The sequence below is a fragment of the Streptomyces sp. DvalAA-14 genome, from assembly GCF_900091855.1.
Classification (GTDB): Bacteria; Actinomycetota; Actinomycetes; order Streptomycetales; family Streptomycetaceae; genus Actinacidiphila.
Genome location: NZ_FMCH01000648.1, coordinates 1 through 21,477 on the forward strand (window position 1 = coordinate 1; position 21,477 = coordinate 21,477).

17 protein-coding genes and 2 pseudogenes are annotated in these 21,477 nt (G+C 73.4%); 3 read left to right on the top strand and 16 right to left on the bottom strand.

Annotation, left to right across the window (positions count from 1 at the left end):
* Positions 1-631 (top strand): annotated as a pseudogene (locus tag GA0115240_RS37515) (hypothetical protein); the annotation flags it as partial.
* A 72-nt stretch (positions 632-703) separates the two neighbouring features.
* Here GA0115240_RS37515 and GA0115240_RS34435 read toward each other — a convergent pair.
* The 6 genes from GA0115240_RS34435 to GA0115240_RS34460 all read right to left on the bottom strand — a co-directional run bounded on the left by GA0115240_RS34435 (position 704) and on the right by GA0115240_RS34460 (position 9,595).
* The gene (locus GA0115240_RS34435) at positions 704-1,954 is read right to left on the bottom strand and encodes an SLC13 family permease (RefSeq protein ID WP_093742955.1); all 1,251 of its coding nucleotides are present in this window, start codon (positions 1,952-1,954) and stop codon (positions 704-706) included.
* Positions 1,955-2,155: 201 nt separating this feature from the next.
* Complete coding sequence (locus GA0115240_RS34440; RefSeq protein WP_256070203.1) at positions 2,156-4,324, bottom strand: putative bifunctional diguanylate cyclase/phosphodiesterase; 2,169 nt, start codon at positions 4,322-4,324, stop codon at positions 2,156-2,158.
* The gene (locus GA0115240_RS34445) at positions 4,321-5,136 is read right to left on the bottom strand and encodes an SAM-dependent methyltransferase (RefSeq protein WP_093742956.1); all 816 of its coding nucleotides are present in this window, start codon (positions 5,134-5,136) and stop codon (positions 4,321-4,323) included. Before GA0115240_RS34445 ends, GA0115240_RS34440 begins: the two co-directional genes overlap by 4 nt.
* A gap of 313 nt (positions 5,137-5,449) precedes the next feature.
* Entirely contained in the window at positions 5,450-6,691 is a 1,242-nt protein-coding gene (locus GA0115240_RS34450) for a carbohydrate-binding protein (RefSeq protein ID WP_093742958.1), read from the bottom strand.
* Positions 6,692-6,889: 198 nt separating this feature from the next.
* On the bottom strand, positions 6,890-8,302 hold the full coding sequence (locus GA0115240_RS34455) for a peptidase C39 family protein (RefSeq protein ID WP_093742959.1): 1,413 nt from the start codon (positions 8,300-8,302) through the stop codon (positions 6,890-6,892).
* 159 nt (positions 8,303-8,461) lie between these two features.
* Complete coding sequence (locus GA0115240_RS34460) at positions 8,462-9,595, bottom strand: M24 family metallopeptidase (protein ID WP_370673406.1); 1,134 nt, start codon at positions 9,593-9,595, stop codon at positions 8,462-8,464.
* Between the two features lie 154 nt (positions 9,596-9,749).
* On the opposite strand from GA0115240_RS34460, the gene GA0115240_RS34465 reads away from it, so the two are divergent.
* Entirely contained in the window at positions 9,750-10,367 is a 618-nt protein-coding gene (locus GA0115240_RS34465; protein WP_093742963.1) for a uridine kinase family protein, read from the top strand.
* Positions 10,368-10,805: 438 nt separating this feature from the next.
* The gene (locus GA0115240_RS34470) at positions 10,806-12,701 is read left to right on the top strand and encodes an AAA family ATPase (protein ID WP_093742965.1); all 1,896 of its coding nucleotides are present in this window, start codon (positions 10,806-10,808) and stop codon (positions 12,699-12,701) included.
* Between the two features lie 387 nt (positions 12,702-13,088).
* On the opposite strand, the gene GA0115240_RS34475 is transcribed toward GA0115240_RS34470, so the two are convergent.
* From GA0115240_RS34475 to ribD, 10 genes and pseudogenes are all read right to left on the bottom strand, one after another.
* Positions 13,089-14,195, bottom strand: a complete 1,107-nt coding sequence (locus tag GA0115240_RS34475; RefSeq protein ID WP_093742967.1) for a hemolysin family protein — start codon at positions 14,193-14,195, stop codon at positions 13,089-13,091.
* Positions 14,192-15,523 (bottom strand): hemolysin family protein, encoded by a 1,332-nt coding sequence (locus GA0115240_RS34480; protein WP_093742969.1) that lies wholly within the window; start codon positions 15,521-15,523, stop codon positions 14,192-14,194. The genes GA0115240_RS34475 and GA0115240_RS34480 overlap by 4 nt, the downstream gene beginning before the upstream one ends.
* A gap of 310 nt (positions 15,524-15,833) precedes the next feature.
* A complete protein-coding gene (locus GA0115240_RS34485; RefSeq protein ID WP_237555457.1) occupies positions 15,834-16,292 on the bottom strand; it encodes a PH domain-containing protein in 459 nt (152 codons plus the stop codon).
* A gap of 71 nt (positions 16,293-16,363) precedes the next feature.
* Positions 16,364-17,215 (bottom strand): ATP phosphoribosyltransferase, encoded by an 852-nt coding sequence (gene hisG / locus GA0115240_RS34490; RefSeq protein ID WP_093742971.1) that lies wholly within the window; start codon positions 17,213-17,215, stop codon positions 16,364-16,366.
* Positions 17,216-17,305: 90 nt separating this feature from the next.
* On the bottom strand, positions 17,306-17,578 hold the full coding sequence (locus tag GA0115240_RS34495) for a phosphoribosyl-ATP diphosphatase (protein WP_093742973.1): 273 nt from the start codon (positions 17,576-17,578) through the stop codon (positions 17,306-17,308).
* A 33-nt stretch (positions 17,579-17,611) separates the two neighbouring features.
* Positions 17,612-18,097: a 6,7-dimethyl-8-ribityllumazine synthase gene (gene ribH / locus GA0115240_RS34500; RefSeq protein ID WP_093742975.1), complete on the bottom strand. Its 486-nt coding sequence runs from the start codon at positions 18,095-18,097 to the stop codon at positions 17,612-17,614.
* Positions 18,094-19,413, bottom strand: coding sequence for a bifunctional 3,4-dihydroxy-2-butanone-4-phosphate synthase/GTP cyclohydrolase II (locus tag GA0115240_RS34505; protein WP_093742977.1), 1,320 nt, complete (start codon positions 19,411-19,413; stop codon positions 18,094-18,096). The genes ribH and GA0115240_RS34505 overlap by 4 nt, the downstream gene beginning before the upstream one ends.
* Positions 19,410-20,093 (bottom strand): nicotinamide mononucleotide transporter family protein, encoded by a 684-nt coding sequence (locus GA0115240_RS34510; RefSeq protein ID WP_093742979.1) that lies wholly within the window; start codon positions 20,091-20,093, stop codon positions 19,410-19,412. Before GA0115240_RS34510 ends, GA0115240_RS34505 begins: the two co-directional genes overlap by 4 nt.
* The gene (locus GA0115240_RS34515) at positions 20,090-20,719 is read right to left on the bottom strand and encodes a riboflavin synthase (protein WP_093742981.1); all 630 of its coding nucleotides are present in this window, start codon (positions 20,717-20,719) and stop codon (positions 20,090-20,092) included. Before GA0115240_RS34515 ends, GA0115240_RS34510 begins: the two co-directional genes overlap by 4 nt.
* 1 nt (position 20,720) lies before the next feature.
* Positions 20,721-21,477: pseudogene (ribD, locus tag GA0115240_RS34520) on the bottom strand (bifunctional diaminohydroxyphosphoribosylaminopyrimidine deaminase/5-amino-6-(5-phosphoribosylamino)uracil reductase RibD); the annotation flags it as partial.

The window sequence follows — 21,477 nt, forward strand, 5'->3', positions numbered from 1 at the left end:
GCGGTCCGGGCGGGCGGGCAAGGGCCCGCTGGTCGCCGCGGCGGGTGTCGCGGCGCTGGTGCTGCTGGTGCTGGCCGGCCTGCTGGTCCACGACCTGCGCGGCACCCGCGCGGACGCGGACGGCTCCGGCGGGGCGGACACCAGCGGCGGGGCGGCCGGCAAGAGCTCCGCGGGCAGCGACGGGACGGCCTCGACGCCCGCCACCGAACCGTCCTCCGCTCCGGCGGGCGGTAGCGACCCCGACGCGCTGCCCGCCTCCTGGCTGGGCACCTGGGTCGGTGAGGGCCCGGGCACCCCGGAGGGCTCGCTGCTCACCCCGCGCACCGACAGCTTCACGGTCACCCTCACCCTGCGGGCGGGCCGGCAGGGCGAGATCGTCGGACAGCAGGTCAGCGATGTGCACGATGTCGACACCGGTGGGAACGACGGGTGCACGGAGTCCCTGGAGCTGTACCGGACCGCCGGGGACACCATGGTGTTCGCGGCCAGGTCCCCGCACCCCACCGACCCCGCCAACGAGAACCGCTGCCCGACCGGCCGCAGCTACACGGTGACCATGGACGGCGGGGTGCTCCGCATGGCCCCCGCCTCCCGGGCACCCGGCGCGCCCGGCACCTTCACCCGTCAGTGAGCCGGGGCCGCGATGTGCCGGGGCCGCCGCGTGCCCGGGCCGGCCCCGGCACCCCTGAGCGTTCAGAAGACCTCAGACGACCCGCAGCCCCGCCCACAGCGCCACCGTGGCGGCCAGCAGTGTCGGCGGTACGGTCAGCAGGCCCAGCCGGGTGAAGGTCCGCAGGGACGCGTCGGTGCCGTGCTCGCGCAGCACCCGGCGCCACAGCAGGGTGGCCAGCGAGCCGACGTAGGTGAGGTTGGGCCCGAGGTTGACGCCGATCAGCACGGCGAGCACCGGTCCCGGGCCGCCACCGCTGACCAGGGGCAGCAGCGCCAGCACTGCGGGCAGGTTGTTGATCAGGTTGGCCAGTACCGCGGCGAAGCCGGCGACGGCCAGCAGCGCCGGCAGCCCGGAGCCGCCCGGCAGCGCCCGGTTCGCGGCGTCGGCCAGGCCGTTGTCCACGACGGCCTTGACCACGATGCCCAGGGCCAGCACGAACAGGCAGAACAGCGGCCCGGCGGCCACCACCAGCCGCCGTACGGTGGTCCGGCGGTGGCGCAGTGCCCGCGCGGCCAGGGCCAGCGCGCCCGCCAGGGCCGCCCAGGCGGGGTTGACGCCGAGGAAGGAGGTCACTACGAAGCCGGCCAGGGTCAGCGCCAGCACCACCAGGGTGACCACCGGTACGGCGGGCGGCTTTCCGGGCTCCGGCGGGTGGTCGGCGACCGCCAGATCGGCGGCGAAGTACCGCCGGAAGACGAGGTACTCGATCCCGACCGACAGCAGCCACGGCGCGGCCATCAGCGCGGCGAACCGGGTGAAGGACACCCCGGCGGCGCTGAAGGCGAGCAGATTGGTCAAGTTGGACACCGGCAGCAGCAGCGACCCGGAGTTCGACAGGTGGGCGCAGGCGTAGACATGGGGGCGGGGCCGGGCGCCGGCCCGGGCGGCGGTGGCGATGATCACCGGGGTGAGCAGCACCACCGTGGCGTCCAGGCTGAGGACCGCGGTGACGAGCGCGGCCACCGCGAACACCCCGGCCAGCAGCCGCCGCGGCTCGCCCCGGCAGGCGCGGGCCACCGCCTCGCCGGCCGCGGTGAACAGTCCGTCGTCGGCGCACAGTTCGGCCAGCACCAGCACGGCGGCCAGGAAGCCGACGACCGGCGCCAGCTGCCTGATCTGCTGCCAGGCGTCCGAGGGGCCGACCGCGCCGACCGCGATGAGCAGCCCGGCCGCCGGTACCGCGGCCAGCGCCTCCGGCAGTCCCTTGGGGCGCAGCACCGCGAAGGCGAGCACGGCGAGCAGGCAGATGACGGACAGTGCCTCGGCTGCGGCGGTGTTCAGCGGGACTCCATGGGGGTGCGGCTCGGCGGGCGAGCCTGGTCACCCGGTGGTACGCGTACCCCCGGATTCCATCACGCCACCCCGCCCTGTCCGGCACGCGCCGCCGCCGGGCCGGTCCGCGCACCGGCCCGCGCCCGCCCCGGCCACCGGTTCCGGCCGCCGCTCCGGTCGGCCCCGGTCCCTCCCGGTCGCCCCGCCCGCTCAGCTGGCGTCGGCCAGCGTGAGGGTGTGCAGTTGCTCGGGCGGGCCCGGCCGGGCGTAGTACCAGCCCTGCCCGGTGTCGCAGCCCAGCGCCCGCAGGTGCTCGGCCTGGGTGCGGGTCTCGATGCCCTCGACGGTGACGGTGAGGCCCAGGGCGTGGGCGAGCGAGACGATGCCCTCCACGATCTTCAGGTCCACCGGATCGGCGGGCTGCTGGCGCATGCCGCGGGTGAAGGCGCGGTCGAGCTTGAGCACGCTGACCGGCAGCCAGCGCAGCGAGGACAGGTTGGAGTAGCCGGTGCCGAAGTCGTCCAGCGCTATCGACACCCCGAGGTCCGCGATCCGCCGCAGTGGCTTGAGCTGGTCCTCGTCGGCGCCGATCAGGGCGCTCTCGGTGACTTCGAGGCACAGCGACTGCGGCGCCAGGCCGGTCTCGTCCAGCACCCGGGCGACCTCGATCACCAGGTCGGGGTGGTGCAGCTGGATCGGCGAGAGGTTGACCTTGACCCGGGGCGCGCGCGGCCCGTGGTGTTCGCGCTGCCAGGCGCGGGCCTGCCGGGCGGCCTGCTCCAGCACCCAGCGGCCCAGCGGCACGATCTGCCCGGTGTGCTCGGCGAGCGGGATGAACTGGTCCGGGCCGAGCACGCCGTGCACCGGGTGGCACCAGCGGACCAGGGCCTCGGCGCCGCTCACCGCGCCGTCCTCCAGTCCGATCAGCGGCTGGTACTCGACGAAGAACTCGCCGCGCTCCAGGGCGCCCGGCAGCCGGTTGGTCAGCCCGTGCCGGGTGATGGCGCGGGCGTCGGCGTCGGGGTCGGCCACCTCGTAGCGGTTGCCGCCCCGTTCCTTGGCCCGGTACATGGTGATGTCGGCGCTGCGCAGGACATCGGCGGCGGCGCGTCCGCCGACCGGGCCGTGCACGACACCGATGCTGCCGTGCACCGGCAGTTCCCGGCCGTCGAGCAGCACCGGGGCGACCAGCGCGTCCAGGAAGCGGCCGGCCAGGTCGGTGACCGCCCGCAGGTTCGGCGGGTCGGCGTACAGGGCGACGAACTCGTCGCCGCCGATCCGGGCGACGAGCTGGTCGGGCGAGGTGACGCAGCCGCTGAGCCGTTCGGCGACGGCCACCAGCAGCCGGTCGCCGACCTCGTGGCCGAGGCTGTCGTTGACGGCCTTGAAGCCGTCCAGGTCCAGGTAGCAGACACCGATCCGGCTGGCCCCGCCGTCCTCGGTCAGCGCCTGGTCGAGCCGTTCGAAGAACAGTGCCCGGTTGGGCAGGCCGGTGAGCGCGTCGTGGGTGGCCTCGTGGCGCAGCCGGCCCAGCAGGCCGCGGCGTTCGGTGATGTCCTCCAGCAGGGCGAGCTGGTACTGGGGCCGGCCGGCCGCGTCACGCAGCAGGGACCCGTGCACATTGGCCCACAGCACGCTGCCGTCGGCGCGCGAATAGGCCTTCTCGATCCGGTAGTTGTCGCGTTCGCCGCGGACCAGTTCGCCGTTGAGGCCGCGGATGGCCGGGGCGTTGTCCGGGTGCACCCATTCGCTGACGTTGCGGCGCATGGCGTGCGTGTGGCCGCCGAGCATCCGGGCCAGCGCGTCGTTGACCTCCAGCACCTGGCCGTCGAGGTCGGCGATGCCGATGCCGACGGCGGCGGACTCGAACACCGCGCGGAAGCGGGCCTCGCTGGCGGCCAGCGCGCTCTCCGCCTCGGCCTGGGCGGCGAGTGCGGCGCGGGACAGCGATTCCTGTTCGTGCAGGGTGCGTTCGCGCAGCGCCTGGGAGAAGCCGACGGCGACCGCGTGCTGCAGGCGCGCGCAGCGGGCGCGGCTCTCGTCGGCGGGCAGGCTGGGCTCGGGCGGGCAGTAGAGCACCAGGTAGGCGTCGATGACGCCGAGGATGCTGGGCAGCGCGTCGGGGTCGGTGCAGTGCGCGGCCACCAGGGCGGTGCCGACCTGGACCGCCGGTCTGGGGTCGAAGCGCCGGGCGCGCAGCGCGTCGCGCAGCAGGCCGGCGGATGGCACCAGGTGGTCCTCGAACTCGGCGCGGGTCATCGAGGTGGCGGTGACCGGGTAGATGGCCCGGCTCCAGATGGCGGCGAACCTGCGCAGGCTGTCGTCCGGCGTGACCTGCGCTCCGGGGTCCCGGTCGCCCTGGGCCGGCCCCGTGGTCACGCTTTCAGCCCCACACCGGCCAGGCCGTGGAGTACGGCGGGTTCGTCGTCGTCGCCGAAGGGCGCGTCGGGCCGCCAGAAGGGCAGCGGGACGATGCCGGGCTCGACGATCTCGAAGCCGCTGAAGAAAGGTTCCAGCTCGGCGGCGCTGCGCATGATCAGCGGCGTGGCGGTGCGCCGGTATGCCTGCTGTACGCCGCGCTGGCCGGTCGGGGTCGGGCCGTTCTCCATGGAGGCGTGGGTGATGACCATGACGCTGCCGGGCGCCAGCGCGTCCCGCAGGGTGGCGATGATCTCGGCCGGACCGTCCTCGTCGGGCAGGAAGTGCACGACGGCGACGAGCATCAGCGCGACCGGCCGGTCGAAGTCCAGCATCCGCCGGGTCTCTTCGTTGTCCAGCACGGAGCGCGGGTCCCGCAGGTCGGCGGCGACGACGGTGGCACCCTCGTTGCCGTCCAGCACGGCGCGGCTGTGGGCGACGGCCACCGGGTCGTTGTCGACGTAGACGACGCGGGAGGCGGGGTTGGCCGCGTGGGCGACCTCGTGCACGTTGCCGAAGGTGGGTATGCCGGAGCCGATGTCCAGGAACTGGCTGATGCCGCGATCGGTGGCCCAGCGCACCGCCCGGCGCATCACGGCCCGGTTCGCCTGGCCGATTTTGGGGATGCCGGGGAGGGCCTGGAGCGCGATCCTGGCGGCTTCCCGGTCGACCTCGAAGTTGTGCGAGCCGCCGAGGAAGTAGTCGTAGATCCGCGAAACGCTCGGCACGGTGAGGTCGATGCCCTGCGGGGCCCAGGATGGACGGTCGGTCACGGTCGGTGTCTCCAGGTCATCGGGCTGGCGGCGGCGTCTGGTGCGGAGCTTCGCCGAGTGCCGGGAGCACCGGGCGCGGGTGCGGCATGGGTCGTGCTGGGCACGAGGCTACTGATCACGTGTTCGGAGCGAAACACGGAACCGAAGATTGGAGGTCCGTTTTCGGCCAACAACCACCGGCATGGGTCGTGCGAAAACGCGCAATGCCGAGATGCGCACCATGCGGCGGCGGGCCCGCGGCTGGTTTCGCCGCGGGCCCGCCGTCGAATTCAGGACAGTACCGGTACGTGCCGGCAAGCGTGCCGACGTGGCGTCAGCAGGCTCCCTCGTCCAGCCAGACACCCCACTGGCCGGTGGTGCCGGGCTCCTCGTTGGTGGTCCACCACTGGGCCTTCCACTTGTGGCCGTTGTGGGCCACCTCGTTGCCGCCGACGTAGACCGCGCCGGCGGTCCACTGGGTGAGGGCGGCGCAACCGCCGCCGGGCGGCGTGGTGGGCGGGGAGGTCGGCGGGGTCGGGCCGGTGGGCGGGGTGGCGCCCGCGAACCGCACCGAGTACTTGGCGAAGTCCCAGGCCCCCTGGGCCACGCTGCTGCAGACACCGGAGGTGGTGCCGTTGTCCGGCGGGCTGCACTGGCGGTCGCGGTTGAGCGACCAGAAGGTGAAGCGGCCCATGCCGTGGCTGGTGGCGTAGTCCAGCACCGTCTGGAAGTCGGCCTGGTAGAAGTACTCGCCGGAGTCGCTGCGGCCGTTCATGCCGGAGAAGCCCTCGTGGGCGTACGCGGTCGCGGTGTCCCAGCCGAAGGTGGTCTTCAGCAGGCCGTTGAAGGCGGTGAGCGCGCTGGTCTGGGAGGCGGCGCCGTTGAAGCCCCCGTCGAACGGCATGATGGAGAAGTTGTTGGGCGTGAAGCCCTGCGCCTTGGCCTCGTTGAGCATCTGCTGGCCGAACCAGCCGGTGCCGGCCGCGGTGCCCGCGGTGGTCACCGAGATGTAGATGCCCGGGTTGTTCTGCTGCAAAATCTTGGCGGCGCCGATCTCGTGCGCGACCGCGGCGGTGTTCTCGTACTCCGGCTCCTCCAGGTCGAAGTCGATCGCCTTCAGCTGGTACTTGTTGACAACCTGCTGGTAGGCGGCGGCCGTTGACGCCGCGTCGGGGCAGGCCTGGCCGAGCTTGGTGCCGCCGTAGCCGCCGATGGAGACGGACACGTCGCCGCCCTTGGCCCGGATCGCGGAGATCACGCCGCTCACCGCGGTGTCGGAGGACACCGCGCTGGTGCCGCCCCATGTGGGGCTGCAGCCGCCTCCGTTGGGCGCCAGGACGAAGGCCAGCTGGAAGGCCTTCAGGCCGGTGGCGTCCATGATCTGGCCGGCGTCCGGCGGATTGTTGTCCAGGGGCATCAGGTACGGAGCGGCGGCGTACCAGTTGCTGCCCAGCGCGCTGGTCGCCGCGGTGGCACCGCTGGCCTGCCCGGCGCCCAGCGCGGTGGCCGCGCCGAGCCCTGCGACCGCGAGCACGGCGGCTGCGGCACCCGAAACGAGAGCTTTGAGTCGTCTCACGTCGGACCTCTCTGTGGGGGGATATGGCAGCAGAATCCTGCGCTGCCGCCCACCCGTCAATGAGTTGGTCCAGACCTTTAGAGCAATCCACAAATTGGTCTCTACCACTTGTACGCAAACGGGCCGCCGCTCCCGGCTGGGAGCGGCGGCCCGTTCGACGGTCGAACAGAGGAGACCTGGCGGTCCGGCCCGACAGGATCAGACGACGCCCACCGAGGCGAGCGCGCGCCGCTGGGCGGGCGACGGGTGGGCCGGGAAGTAGAGGTAGCAGACACCGCCGCTGCCGCTGCTGACGCCGCCCGTGGCGTTGATCCGCTTGGTGCGCAGCCAGATCGTCTCGAACTGGGCCCGCTTGTAGACATTGCGGACCGCGTCGTCGCTGTCGCTCGCCGGGTCGTTGGACACCACGTCGCCCTCGGGCGTGAAGCCGGCGATGCACATCAGGTGGCCCGAGGTGCCGTAGCCGGCTCCGTCGAGTTCGCTGGCGAGGAAGGACTGGGACGTTATCACCGGGATGCCGGCCTTGATCAGCCGCTCGACGTCATTGAGCGAGCCGAGCCGGGTGACGACGCCCTGCAGGTCCGGGTAGGTGGCCGCGTAGGCGGCGTTGAACGGCCAGTTGCCGCAGCCCTCGTACTGGTAGTCGTAGGTGCACCGGGCGCCCTGGTCGACCTGGGGGTCGGCGTAGGAGGGGTCCACCCAGGCCATCTGCGCGGCGGTGGGGCCGCGGCCCCAGTACTCGATGGCCATGGTGGAGGAGGTGGGGCTGCACCACGCCTCGCCGCCGTTGTCGTACTGCGGGTACTGGCCCTTGTGGATGTTCTGCGAGTAGCGCGGCACCGACAGTTCGATGCCCGCGCCCACCCCCGGCACCGAGGCCGGCACCGTGTAGCGGTCCGGGATGTTCGAGGCCATCGCGCCGAGCCGCCACACCGTGGGGGTCAGATGGCTGCCGGGCTTGCGCAGCAGCGTCAGCCGCAGCCGGTACGAGGCGAGCAGCGGGCCCGCGCCGGCGTCGTCGATGGAGAAGGTGTCGGTCCAGATGCTGCTCCTGCCGTCGGTCTGGTCGTCGACGGAGGTGCGCCGGATGTCGTCCGGGCCGTCGCCGGCCGTCCAGCGGCCCATGATGTAGGCGGGGGTGGCCGAGCCGTCGGTGTAGGTGCCGAGCAGTTCCACCTGGAGCCAGGTGCCGGCCGGGGTGTCCGCGTTCCAGGACGCGACCAGCTCGCTGGCCGGGTGCGGCACCCGGCGGACCGGGGAGGTCCAGGACGCCGACTCCCAGGTGGCCGTGGTGCCGGTGTGCGGGTCGGTGTAGTCCACGGTGCCGGTCGCCCGGGCGATGCGCACCCCGGGGCGCCGGCCGGGCACCGGCCCGGTGCCGTGGTGCGCGCCGAACAGCCAGTCCGGGTAGGACGTCCAGCCGTGGTAGTCGACGGGCGCGTCGGCGGGCGCGTCATGGGGCAGGGACACGGGCTCGGCTCCGCCCTGGCGCCGGGCGTCACGGGCGCCGGCCGGCGCCGGGGCGGCGCCGGCGGTGGACACGGTCACAGCGGTCGCGGCCGCCGCGAGCGCGGCGGTCAGTACGGCACGCCGGGGCGCGTTGTCGGTCATGGCTTGTTCCCCTCGATTTCCCTCGACGTGAGTGGGAAGGGCCGGCCGGCGCCGGTGGGCGCGACGGCAGGTGACGACCACTATCGTTGTTCACCCGTCGTTTCCACCAGGGTTTACGACCGCGCGCCGCGTACCAATATTGGTCTGCACCACTGGCGGTCAGCCGGGCAGAACCACCAGGTCACGTCCGGTCAGATTGAGCCGCTCCCCGCCGTCCTCGGTGCACACCGCGATGTCCTCGATGCGGGCGCCGAAGGTGCCGGGCAGATAGATGCCCGGCTCGATCGAGAAAGCCATGCCGGCCTCCAGCGGGCGCCCGCTGCCGGCCACGATGTACGGCTCCTCGTGCGTCTCCAGGCCGATGCCGTGGCCGGTGCGGTGGATGAACTGCTCGCCGTAGCCCGCCTGCGTGATGAGATCACGGCCGACCGCGTCCAGCTCCTCCGCGGTGATCCCGGGGCGGACCGCTTCGGTCTGCGCGCTCTGCGCGGCCAGCAGGACCTCGTACAGCTCGCGGAAGGCGGCGGGCGGCTCGCCGACGGCGTAGGTGCGGGTGGAGTCGGAGCAGTAGCCCTCGGGCAGGGTGCCGCCGATGTCGACGACCACCGGATCGCCGCTCTCGATCACCCGGTCGGAGACCTCGTGGTGCGGGCTGGCGCCGTTCGGCCCGGAGCCGACGATCACGAAGTCCACGGTGGCGTGCCCGGCGTCGATGATGGCGGCGGCGATGTCCTTGGCGACCTCGCGTTCGGTGCGGCCCGGCCTCAGCCACTCGCCGATCCGGCGGTGCACCTGGTCGATGGCGGCCCCCGCCCGGCGCAGCGCCGCCACCTCGGCCGGGGACTTGCGCATCCGCAGCGAGGACAGCAGGTCGCCGGCCAGCGTCGCCTGGGCGCCGGGCAGGGCGGCCTCCATCGACAGCAGCTTCTCCGCCCACATGTGGTTGTCCACCGCGAACAGCCGGGTGTTGGCCGGCAGCCGGCGGGCGATCAGCTCGTAGGCGTTGTCGGTCTCGGCGTAGCCGGTGATCTCGATCCCGAGCCCGGCGGCCGGTGAGGCCAGCGCCGCGGGCCGCTCCAGCTCCGGCACCACCAGGAACGGCGCGTCGGCGGCCTGCACCACCAGGCAGGTCAGCCGCTCCAGCGGGTGCGCCTGATATCCGGTCAGATAGCGCAGATCGGCGCCGGGCGTGATGAGCATCGCGTCGAGGCCGGCGTCCGCGGTGGCCCGCCGGGCGAGTTCGAGACGATCGGACACGTACAGGTCGGCCGCACCGGGCTGGGAATCGCTCACGCCGCCCACCGTAGACGCTGAACCGATCACCCGCACCCATCCACGCGAGCCCCCGCCGCGGCGTCCACCGGGCGGCGGACCTGGGCGTTGCCGGGCCGCGCCGCGGGGCGTCACGCGAGGTCGCGGCGCGGGCGGCGACGTAGGCTCGGCGTCCATGAGCGACGATCTGACGCCGGCCCGGCTCGCCCCGCTGCTGCCCGGGCTGGAGCCGTCCTGCGGTCCGGTGCGGCTGATCGCGGTGGACGGGCACGCGGGATCGGGGAAGACGACGTTCACCGGGCGGCTGGTCGCCGAGCTGGGGGGCGCGCCGGTGATCCACACCGACGAGCTGGCCACCCACGAGGAGCCCTTCGCCTGGACCGAGCGGCTCACCGAGCAGGTGCTGCGGCCGCTGGCGGCCGGCCGGACCGCGCGCCACCAGGTGTACGACTGGTCGGCCCGGCGTTTCGGCGGCGAGCGCGAGGTGCCGGCCGCCCCGGTGGTGCTGCTGGAGGGCGTGGGCACCGGCCGGTCGGCGCTGCGCCCGTACCTGGCGCTGCTGCTGTGGCTGGAGGTGGACGCGAGGACCGCGCGGCAGCGGGGACTGCGCCGGGACGGCCCGGAACTGGCGACCTTCTGGACCGGCTGGAGCCGGCAGGAGGACGCCCACTTCGCAGACGACCCGTCCCGGCCCTTCGCAGATCTGCTGGTCCACCAGACGGCGGACGGCTACCGGGCCGTGGCAGGAGGGGCGGCGCGGACGGTGGCGGCCCTGCGAGGTCACGGTGGGTGATCGCGCGACGGCGGCCCGCTCCCGGGCCGCCGGACGGGCCGCGCACGGGGCCCCGGCACTGCTTGACCACCCGGGTATCCAGCAATTACGTTTTCAACAAGCGGCCGGAAACGGCTGCTCAACAGACGCGAGGCCCCCGGTTGTTCCCCCGTGACCGGGGGCCTCGCCCTGTCCTGGCACCCGGTATGCGGCTCTTGTCCGCCCGGCACCGCTCCGGTGATCTCACCCACCGTCACCGCCTCGGCACCCAGACGTCCTGACGGCCGCCGCGGCCCCGCTTCCCACGGCACCCTACGGCGTTCGGAGTATCGCGGGTACGATGCCGAAAGGGGGCGGCGCGGCAGCAAGGGGATGCTGCTGCCTGCCTCAACTCCCGCCCGCAGGCCAGGGCTTGGGATGAGGCGGAGTCGGCGCGGGGGATGGATTGGTGGGGACTTGATGGACTTCGGCACCGACCGTCCGGGCTCCCCGGCCGATCTGGCCTGGCTGCGCGGAGTCGACGCGTACACCATGGGGGCCTACGTCCAGGCCGAGGAGGAGTTCAGGTCCGCGGTGCGGATGGATCCGGGCATGGCGGACGCCTGGCTGGGCCTGCACGCGCTGCGCGCCGACACCGCGACCGCGCTGGTGCAGATGTACCGCCACCGGGACCGCTTCGGGCAGCAGCGCGCCGCGCATCGCCGCACCCTCAACTCCTGGTACTGGCTGGGCTGGTGGGTGCAACCCGTGCTGGAGACCAGCCGCGACCTGCTGCTGGCCCACGCCTCGCACTGGCTGGACGGCCGCCATGTCGCCGAACTGGACCGGGCGCTGGCCGACTGCCCGCCGATCGACACCGACCCGCAGGTCCGCTTCCTGCACGGCTGCCGGGCCTATCTGGTCAAGGACTGGGAGCACCTGGTCCGGCACACCGAGCCGCTGCTCGGCGATCCGGTGCTGGGGATCGAGGCCGGGCTGTTCGGGGGCATGGCCCGGGTCCGGCTGGAGATGTGCGGGCAGGCCGAGCCGCTGCTGGCCGCCGCGCTGATGCGCTGCCGCAGCGAACAGCCGCAGCGCAAGGAGCTGCGCTACTGGCTGGCCCGCGCCTACGAGGGCACCGGCCGGACCGCCGCCGCGGTGCCGCTGTACCGGGCGGTGCACCGGGTGGACCCGGCCTTCATGGACACCGCCGCCCGGCTGGCCGCGATACACGAGACCGACGACGGGCTGGACGAGGGAGTAGGTCTGGCCGCGGTGTCGCTGGCCGGCGCGGGCACCGGCCAGGCCGTCCCCGAGGGCGCCGACCTGGAACCGTCGCTGCTGGGCGACCCGGCGGGCGCGGCGGCCCCCGGCCCCGACCTGGACGACACACTGCTGGGCCCGGGCCCGCTGGAGGACGGCATACGCGACCGGGCGGCGGCCCCGCCCGGCGGCTCGCTGCCCCCGCAACTGCCGCTCGGCGGCTCCGACCCCGTGCTGCTCACCCAGGCGCTGGCCGAACTCGACCGGATGGTCGGCCTGGAGCCGGTCAAACGGCAGGTCAAGGCGCTGTCCGCGCAGCTGCGGATGTCCCGGCTGCGCTCCGGCCAGGGCCTGCCGGTCCAGCCGCCCAAGCGGCACTTCATCTTCTCCGGCCCCTCCGGCACCGGCAAGACCACCGTGGCCCGCATCCTCGGCCGGGTCTTCTACGCGCTCGGGCTGCTCGGCGGCGACCACCTGGTGGAGGCCCAACGCTCCGACCTGGTCGGCGAGTTCCTCGGCCAGACCGCGGTGAAGGCCAACGAGCTGATCGACTCGGCGCTGGGCGGGGTGCTGTTCGTGGACGAGGCGTACGCGCTGTCCAACTCCGGCTACAGCAAGGGCGACGCGTACGGCGACGAGGCGCTCCAGGTGCTGCTGAAGCGGGCCGAGGACAACCGGGACCGGCTGGTGGTGATCCTGGCCGGCTACCCGGAGGGCATGGACCGCCTGCTCGCCACCAACCCCGGGCTCAGCTCCCGCTTCACCACCCGGGTCGACTTCCCCAGCTACCGCCCGTTGGAACTCACCCGGATCGGCGAGGTGCTGGCCGGCGAGAACGGCGACCGCTGGGACGAGGAGGCGCTGGAGGAACTGCGCGCGATCAGCGGCCACGTGGTGGACCAGGGCTGGATCGACGAACTGGGCAACGGGCGGCTGCTGCGCACGCTGTACGAGAAGAGCTGCGCGTACCGGGACCTGCGGTTGTCCGAGTACCCCGCGACACCGAGCCGCGACGAGCTCTCCACCTTGCGCCTGCCCGACCTCATGCAGGCCTACGGCGAGGTCCTCTCGGGCCGCGGCCCGGGCGTCCCCCCTCCCGACCCCACCGAATAGCCTCCGGCCCGGCACCTCGATCCCACCCTCCCGCGGGGCCCCCCAAGGGGCGCGAGGAACGGTGCGCTCGGCCGTCCGACCGGCCGCGGGTCGCCACCGGAGCGAAGGGGCTGTTGCTGTCGAATCCCGGACCACCGGCCGGTGGCCGGTTGCTCGCGCCGTTCCCCGCGCCCCTTCGGGGCGCCCCGGACGGAGTCCGGGGGAGCAGCCCGGCCGTCGACCGGCCGCGGGTCGCCACCGGGACGAAGGGGCTGGCCCTGGTGTATCCCGGCCACCGGCCGGGGGCCGGTTGCTCGCGCCGTTCCCTGCGCCCCTGAGGGGGCGCCCCGACGGGGGCGCGAGGAACCGCGGTGGGGCCCGGCGGTCGGACCGGGCCCTGGCGGCCGGCTATGGGCGGAGGACACCCACCCGGAGGGAATCCGGTTCCGTCTCCGGGGGGGCCGGGGACGGGACCGCCGGGGTGCGGTGGGCCGGGTCGCGGACCTCGCCGACCAGCATTTCCAGCACGTCCTCCAGGGCGACCAGGCCCAGGACGCGACCCGAGGCGTCCGCGACAGCGGCCAGGTGGGAGGCGGCCCGCCGCATCGCGGTGAGTGCGTCGTCCAGCGGCAGGTCCGCGCGCAGCGTGGTGATCGGCCGCCACAGCCGCTGCGGCACCGGCCGGTCCGCGTCCTCCACGTCGAGGACGTCCTTGACGTGGAGGTAGCCCAGGTAGCCGGGGTCGTCGCCGGCCGGTGCGGCCACCGGGAAGCGGGAGTAGCCGGTGCGGACCGTCAGCTCCTCGACCTCGCGGGCGGTCGCGCTCGGCGCCAGCGTGATCAGCTCGCCGGGGGTGAGCAGCACCTCGGTGACCGGGCGGGTGCCCAGTTCGAGCGCGTCCTCCAGGCGTTCCTGCTCGTCGGAGTCGAGCAGCCCGGCCTGCCGGGCGTCCTCGACCAGGACGGTCAGCTCCGCGCTGGTGAACGCCGCGTCCACCTCGTCCTTCGGTTCGACCCGGAAGGCCCGCAGGATCAGCCGGGCGCAAGCCCCCAGCACCGCGATGACCGGCCGGAACACCCGGGCGAAGCCGACCAGGCCGGGGCTGAGCCACAGCGCGGTCTTCTCCGGTGCGGCCATCGCCAGATTCTTCGGCACCATCTCGCCGATGACCAGGTGCAGCGACACCACCAGGGCGAGCGCCAGCACGTAGCCGACCGGATGGACCAGCCCTTCCGGCATGCGCGCCGCCGAGAACACCGGCTCCAGCAGATGGGCGAGGGTCGGTTCGGCGACCGCGCCGAGGGTCAGCGAGCAGACGGTGATGCCGAACTGGGCGGCGGCCATCATCTGCGGCAGGTGCTCCAGGCCGTAGAGCACGGTACGGGCCCGGCGCTGCTGGGCGGCCAGCGGTTCGATCTGGCTGCGGCGGACCGAGACCAGTGCGAACTCGGCGCCGACGAAGAAGCCGTTGCCTAGCACGAGCAGGACGGCCAGCAGCAGTTGGAGTGCGCTCACGGTGCGGTCTCCTCCCCCGCGCCGAGGCCGGTCCGCACGATCCGCACGCGTTCCGCGCGGTGGTGCCCGACCTCCTCGACCCGAAGCCGCCAGCCGGGCAGCTCCGCGGTGTCGCCGACTTCCGGGATCCGGGTCAGCAGGTCGGCGACCAGGCCGGCCACCGTCTCGTACGGTCCCTCGGGGGCCCGCAGGCCGATCCGGACCAGGGTGTCGATCCGGCAGCCGCCGTCGGCGTCCCACGCGGGGCGGCCGTTCTCGGGCGGTGCCTGGGCCAGCGCCGGCAGGTCGACGGCGTCGTGCTCGTCGCGGACCTCGCCGACCAGTTCCTCGACGATGTCCTCCAAGGTGACCACCCCGGCGGTGCCGCCGTACTCGTCGACGACGACCGCGATGGGCTGCTGGCTGCGGAGCATCTCCAGCAGCAGCTGGCCGGGCAGCGTCTCCGGCACGAGCAGCGGGGCGACCGCTATCCGCCCGGCCGGGGTGCGGTCGCGCAGTTCGGCGGGGACGGCGAGGGCGTCCTTGAGGTGGACCATGCCGGTGATGTCGTCCAGCCGCTCGCGGTAGACCGGGAAGCGGGACAGTCCGGTGGCCCGGGTGAGGTTGAGGACGTCGGCGGCGGTGGCGGTGTCCTCCAGCGCGCTGACCCGCACCCGCGGTGTCATCACGTTCTCGGCGGTCAGGTGCCCGAGGGACAGGGTGCGCACGAACAGGTCGGCGGTGTCCTGCTCCAGCGCGCCGGCCAGTGCCGAGTGCCGGGCGAGCGAGACCAGCTCGCTGGGGGTGCGGGCGGAGGCCAGCTCGTTGGCGGGCTCGACGCCGAGCATCCGCACCAGGTGGTTGGCGGTCCGGTTGAGCAGCTCGATGAGCGGGCGGAACGCGCTGGAGAAGGCGCGCTGCGGTCCGGCGACCATCCGGGCGACGGCCAGCGGCCGGGCGACCGCCCAGTTCTTGGGGACCAGCTCGCCGATGACCATCTGGACGGCGGAGGCCACCACCATGCCGAGCACGACCGCGAGGCCGGCGGCGGCGCCGTCCGGTATCCCGAGGGTGCCGAGCGGACCGGTCAGCAGGTCGGCCAGCGCGGGCTCGGCGAGCATGCCGACGACCAGCGAGGTGATGGTGATGCCGAGCTGGGTGCCGGACAGCTGGAAGGAGAGTTTGCTCAGCGCCGCCACCACGCTGCGGGCACGGCGGTCGCCTTCGGCCGCGGCCCGTTCGGCGGCCGGGCGTTCCACGGTCACCAGGCCGAACTCGGCGGCGACGAAGAATCCGTTGGCGAGGATCAGGACGAGGGCCGCTGCGAGCAGCAGCAGGGAGGTGCTCATGATGCCGCCGCTCCGCCGGCGGACATGCCGGTGATCTGGGCAGGAGGGGCGGCGCTTGTACTACCGGACGGTTCGTCCATCGGGCTGGGGAAGTCACTCCTCGGGTGGTCGGGGCCCCGCGGCGGTACGGCGGGAGGGGTGCGGGGCGGGCGCGGTGGGCGCCGTCGCTCCAGGGTAGTCACTGCGGCCGGTGAGGCGAAGGACGGTGGGGGCGTCGGTGCCCGTGGCCCGGGTCGGGCGCGGGTTCCGGCGGCCGGACAAGAGCGGTTCCGGACGGGTCCGGGCGCCGCGCCGGACGGCCGGGAGGCGGTCAGCGCGGTTCGTCGGCCGACTCCCCGCGGGCCTCGCCCAGCTCCTGCACCAGGGCCCGCAGCCGCAGCGCGTCGCGCAGCGCCTGCCGCTTGGCGATACCGGGCTGGATGGCCATCACCGCCAGGCTGGTGCCGTCGGCGAGGTCGAGGTGGACCCAGGCGTCGCCGTTGCGCAGGTGCACCGCCAGCACCTCGGGCCAGGCCAGCCGCCGCTTGACCGTGAGGTTGACGACGGTCAGTCCGGCCGTCTCGGCGACCGCCTTGGGCCGGCTGAGCAGGACCAGTACCGCGCAGAAGAGCGCCCCGGTCAGGCTCACCACGATCCGCTCGCCGGTGCTCCAGGGCGCGGCGCCCTCGTGCGGCATCGCCACCGCCACGGCGGTGAGCACCGCGAACAGCGCGACGCCCATGGTGAGCAGCACCACCCGGGTGACGACCGGCCGGAAGGTGACCGGCAGATCGTCCCGGGTCGTACGGTGGCCGCCGTCGTGGCCGGCGGCCCGGCCGGCGTCCTGGCCGTCGGCGGGGGTCACAGCCGGGCGGCGTGGATGCCGGTGGTGAGGATGGCGCGGGCGCCGAGGTCGTACAGCTCGTCCATGATGCGCTGGGCGTCGGCGGTGGGGACCATGGCACGGACCGCGACCCAGCCCTCGTGGTGCAGCGGCGAGACGGTCGGCGACTCCAGGCCGGGGGTCAGGGCGACGGCCTTCTCGACCTGGTCCACCCGGATGTCGTAGTCCATCATCACGTAGCGCCGGGCGACCAGGACCCCCTGCAGGCGCCGCAGGAACTGCCGCACCTTGACGTCGACCTCGCCGTCGGCGCCGACCCGCCGGATCACCACGGCCTCGGACTGCATGATCGGCTCGCCGAAGGTCTCCAGGCCGGCGTTGCGCATCGAGGTGCCGGTCTCCACCACGTCGGCGATGACCTGGGCCACCCCGAGCTGGATGGCGGTCTCGACGGCGCCGTCCAGGTGGACCACGGCGGCGTCCACCCCGTGATCGGCCAGGTGCTTTTCCACCACGCCCTCGTAGGAGGTGGCGACCGTCATGCCGGTGAGGTCCTGCACGCCGGTGGCGATGCCCGGCTTGCCCGCGAAGCGGAACGTCGAGCGGGCGAAGCCGAGTTCGAGGATCTCCTCGGCGTTGGCCCCGGAGTCCATCAGCAGGTCGCGGCCGGTGATGCCGATGTCCAGGCGGCCGTTGCTGACGTAGATGGCGATGTCGCGCGGCCGCAGGTAGAAGAACTCGACGCCGTTGTCGGCGTCGACCAGGACGAGTTCCTTGGCCTCCTTGCGCTGGCGGTACCCGGCCTCATGCAGCATGTCCGCCGCCGGTACCGACAGTGAGCCCTTGTTGGGGACGGCGATGCGCAGCATGAGGACGGGTTCCTTGTCTCGGGGCGTCGGGACTCGCGTTGCCACCGCGGGCAACGGTTCTACGGGGTGCGGGTGTCCGCAGGTGCTGTTCTACAGATGCGCGTACACGTCGTCCAGGGAGATTCCCCGGGCGACCATCATCACCTGAACGTGGTAGAGCAGTTGGGAGATCTCCTCGGCGATGGCGGCGGGCCCCTCGTACTCGGCCGCCATCCACACCTCGGCGGCCTCCTCGACCACCTTCTTGCCGATGGCGTGCACGCCCTTGCCGACGAGTTCCGCGGTGCGCGACGTACGGGGGTCGCCGGTGGCGGCCTTGTGCCGGAGCTCGGTGAAGAGCTCCTCGAATGTCTTGTTGGCCATGGTGCTCCTAGCGTACGGGGAACGGCCGCCCGGTCAGCGCCACGGTTCGGAGACCGAGCGCAGGATGGTGGCGGTCGCGACGGCCGCGGTGACCGCTTCGTGCCCCTTGTCCTCGTTCGACCCGGGCAGTCCGGCCCGGTCCAGCGCCTGCTCCTCGTTGTCGCAGGTCAGCACACCGAAGCCGACCGGGACCCCGGTGTCCACGGTGACCTGGGTGAGGCCGGCGGTGACGCCCTGCGAGACGTACTCGAAGTGCGGGGTGCCGCCGCGGATGATCACCCCGAGGGCCACGATGGCGTCGTAGCCGCGGCCGGCCAGCACCTTGGCCACCACCGGCAGTTCGAAGCTGCCCGGTACCCGCAGCAGGGTCGGCTCGTCGATACCGAGGTCGTGCAGGGCGCGGACCGCGCCGTCGACGAGCCCGTCCATCACCTGCTGGTGCCATTGCGCCGCGATCACCGCGACCCGCAGGTCGCCGCAGTTCTTCACGGTCAGCTCGGGGGCGCCCTTACCGCTCACTTCTCTCCTCGGTGCTCAGCTGGTTGTGGCGGGCCGGCGGTCAGCCGGGTCGCCGGGTCGAGCCACGGAAGGTCGTGGCCCATACGGTCGCGCTTGGTGCGCAGATACCGCAGATTGTGCTCCCCGGGGGTGACCGGCATCGGTTCGAGCCCCCGGACGTCCAGACCGTGGCTGATCAGGGCCCCGGTCTTGGCGGGATTGTTGGTCATCAGCCGCAGCGAGCGCACCCCGAGGTCGGCCAGCACGCTGGCGGCCACCCCGTAGTCGCGGGCGTCGGCGGGCAGGCCGAGCTCCAGATTGGCGTCCAGGGTGTCGCGGCCGCGCTCCTGGAGTTCGTAGGCGCGCAGCTTGGACATCAGGCCGATGCCGCGCCCCTCGTGGCCGCGCAGATACAGCACCACCCCGCGCCCGGCCTCGGCGACCTTGCGCAGCGCCGCCTGCAACTGCGGGCCGCAGTCGCAGCGCTGGGAGCCGAACACATCGCCGGTGAGGCACTCGGAGTGCACCCGTACCAGGACGTCGTGGCCGTCGCCGATGTCGCCGGCCACCAGCGCGATGTGCTCGACGCCGTCGGTGGTGCTGCGGTAGCCGTAGGCGCGGAAGTCGCCGTAGGCGGTGGGCAGCCGGGTGCTGGCCTCGCGGTGGACGGCGGGCTCGAGGGAGTGGCGGTGGGCGATCAGGTCCTCGATGGAGATGATGGCCAGGCCGTGCTTACGGGCGAAGGGGATCAGCTCCGGCAGCCGGGCCATGGTGCCGTCCTCACGGGCGATCTCCACGATGGCCGCGGCGGGCCGCAGTCCGGCCAGCCGGGCCAGGTCCACCCCGGCCTCGGTGTGCCCGGCCCGGGCCAGCACCCCGCCGGGCCTGGCCCGCAGCGGGAAGACATGCCCGGGGCGGACGAAGTCGCCGGCGGCGGCGGACGGGTCGGCGAGCAGCCGGATGGTGGCGGCCCGGTCGGCGGCGGAGATCCCGGAGGTGACGCCGTGTTCGGCGGCGGCGTCCACCGAGACGGTGAAGGCGGTCCGCATCGACTCGGTGTTGGCGTCGACCATCTGCGGCAGGTCCAGCCGGTCCAGTTCGGGGCCCTCCAGCGGGACGCAGATCAGCCCGCGGCACTCGCTCATCATGAAGGCGACGATCTGCGGGGTGATCTTCTCGGCGGCGACGATCAGGTCGCCCTCGTTCTCCCGGTTCTCGTCGTCGACGACCACCACCGGCTTGCCGGCCGCGATGTCGGCGACGGCGCGCTCGACCGGGTCGAGGGTCAGGCTGCTGTCGTCGTACCAGTCGTCCTGCAGTGCGGTCACGGCGCTCATGCCGTCACTCCTTCCGCGACGGTGGTGGTGCTGGGGGAGTCGGTCGGGCCCTGGACCGCGGGTGCGCCGCGCCTGGTCTGCTGCCACCAGGCGTACATCCCGGCGATCACCAGGACGAAGTAGACGATGTAGACCAGGCCGGAGAAGGGCAGTCCGCTGTGGAAGTTCAGCGGCACACCGACCAGGTCGACGGCCAGCCAGGCGAACCAGAACTCGACCCAGCCGCGGGCCTGGGCGAACATCGCGGCGAGGGTGCCGGTGAAGATGTACGCGTCCGGCCAGGGGTTCCAGGACAGGGTGGGGAAGGCCAGGAAGAGCGAGGCGACCGCGACGGTGCCCAGCGCGGTGGCGCCGACCAGTACCGCCCGTTCCGGCCAGCTGGCGAAGCGGATGGCGAGCCGCCCGTCGCCGGCCCGGCCGCGCCGCCACCGGTGCCAGCCCCAGCCGGCCACCGCGATCACCACGAACTGCTTGCCGACGCCGCCGCCGAGCCGCGCGTTCCAGAAGGCGGCCACCAGCACGGCGCCGGACAGCAGCTGGACCGGCCAGGTCAGCATCGCGCGGCGCCAGCCGAGCGCGAGGGCGGCCAGACCGAGCAGGTTGCCGATCATGTCGGACCACATGACGTGCTGGTGGAAGGCGGTGAACGCCTCGCTGTTCAGCTCGTGCACCAGGTTCATTCGGTGCCTCCGCGCCCCGGTGTGCCCGCCGGGGCGGCACCGCCCGGCAGCATCTTCTCCACATACTTCGCGATGACGTCCACTTCGAGGTTGACCGGGTCGCCGGGCTGCTTGATGCCGAGGGTGGTCAGCGCCAGGGTGGTCGGGATCAGGCTGACGGTGAAGTGGTCGGCGGCGGCGTCGACCACGGTGAGGCTGATGCCGTCGACGGTGATGGAGCCCTTCTCCACGACGTAGCGGGCGAGTTCGGCCGGCAGCGCGATGGTGACGATCTCCCAGTGCTCGGCCGGGGTGCGGGCCAGCACGGTGCCGGTGCCGTCCACATGGCCCTGCACGAGGTGGCCGCCGAGCCGGCCGCCGAGCGCCATCGGGCGCTCCAGGTTGACCCGGGAGCCGGGGGCCAGCGCGCCGAGGCTGGAGCGTTTCAGCGTCTCGGCCATCACATCGGCGGTGAAGGCGCCGTCCCCGAACTCGACCACGGTCAGACAGACGCCGTTGACGGCGATGGAGTCGCCGTGCCGGGCGCCTTCGGTCACCACGGGGCCGCGGACGGTGAAGCGGGAGGCGTCGCCGAGGTTCTGCACGGCGGTGATCTCACCCAGTTCTTCGACGATTCCGGTGAACACTTCAGCTCTCCTGGGGGACGGTGGTGAGGGTAGGGTCGGCGGCGGCATCGGTGGGGTCGGTGGTGCGGACGGCGGCCGGCACCGCGCGGACCCGCAGGTCCGGTCCGAGCCGTACGACGTCGGTCACGTCGAGCCGCAACGCCCGCGCGATGGTGCTGATTCCTGCGTCGGCGAGGGCGGCGGGGCCGGCCCCGAGCAGGGCGGGGGCGAGGTAGCCGGTCACCGCGTCCACCGCGCCGGCCGCCACGAACGCCCCGGCGAGTGTCGGCCCGCCCTCCAGCAGCACCGAGCGCACCCCGCGGGTGTGCAGTGCGGCGAGCAGGGCGGTGATGTCGAGGCCGTGTTCGGCGGCGGGCAGCCGGACGATGTCCACGCCGGGCAGGTGCGCGGTGTCGGCGTCCTCGCCGACGGCGATCAGGGTCGGGGCGGCGTCGTCCAGCACGCGGGCGCCGGGTGCGATACGGGCCCGGGTGTCCACCACCACCCGCAGCGGCTGTATCGCGCCGTCCACACCGCGGGCGGCCAGCTGCGGGTCGTCGGCGAGCAGGGTGCCGGAGCCGACCACCACCGCGTCGGCCTCGGCGCGCAGCCGGTGCACGTCCTGTCGGGACTGCGGGGAGCTGATCCAGCGGCTGGAGCCGTCGGCGGCGGCGATCCGGCCGTCGAGGGTGGCGGCGTACTTCCAGCGCACATGGGGGGCGGCCGGTGCGGACCGAGGTGAGCCAGGCGGTGTTGACCGCCTCGGCCTCGGCGGCGAG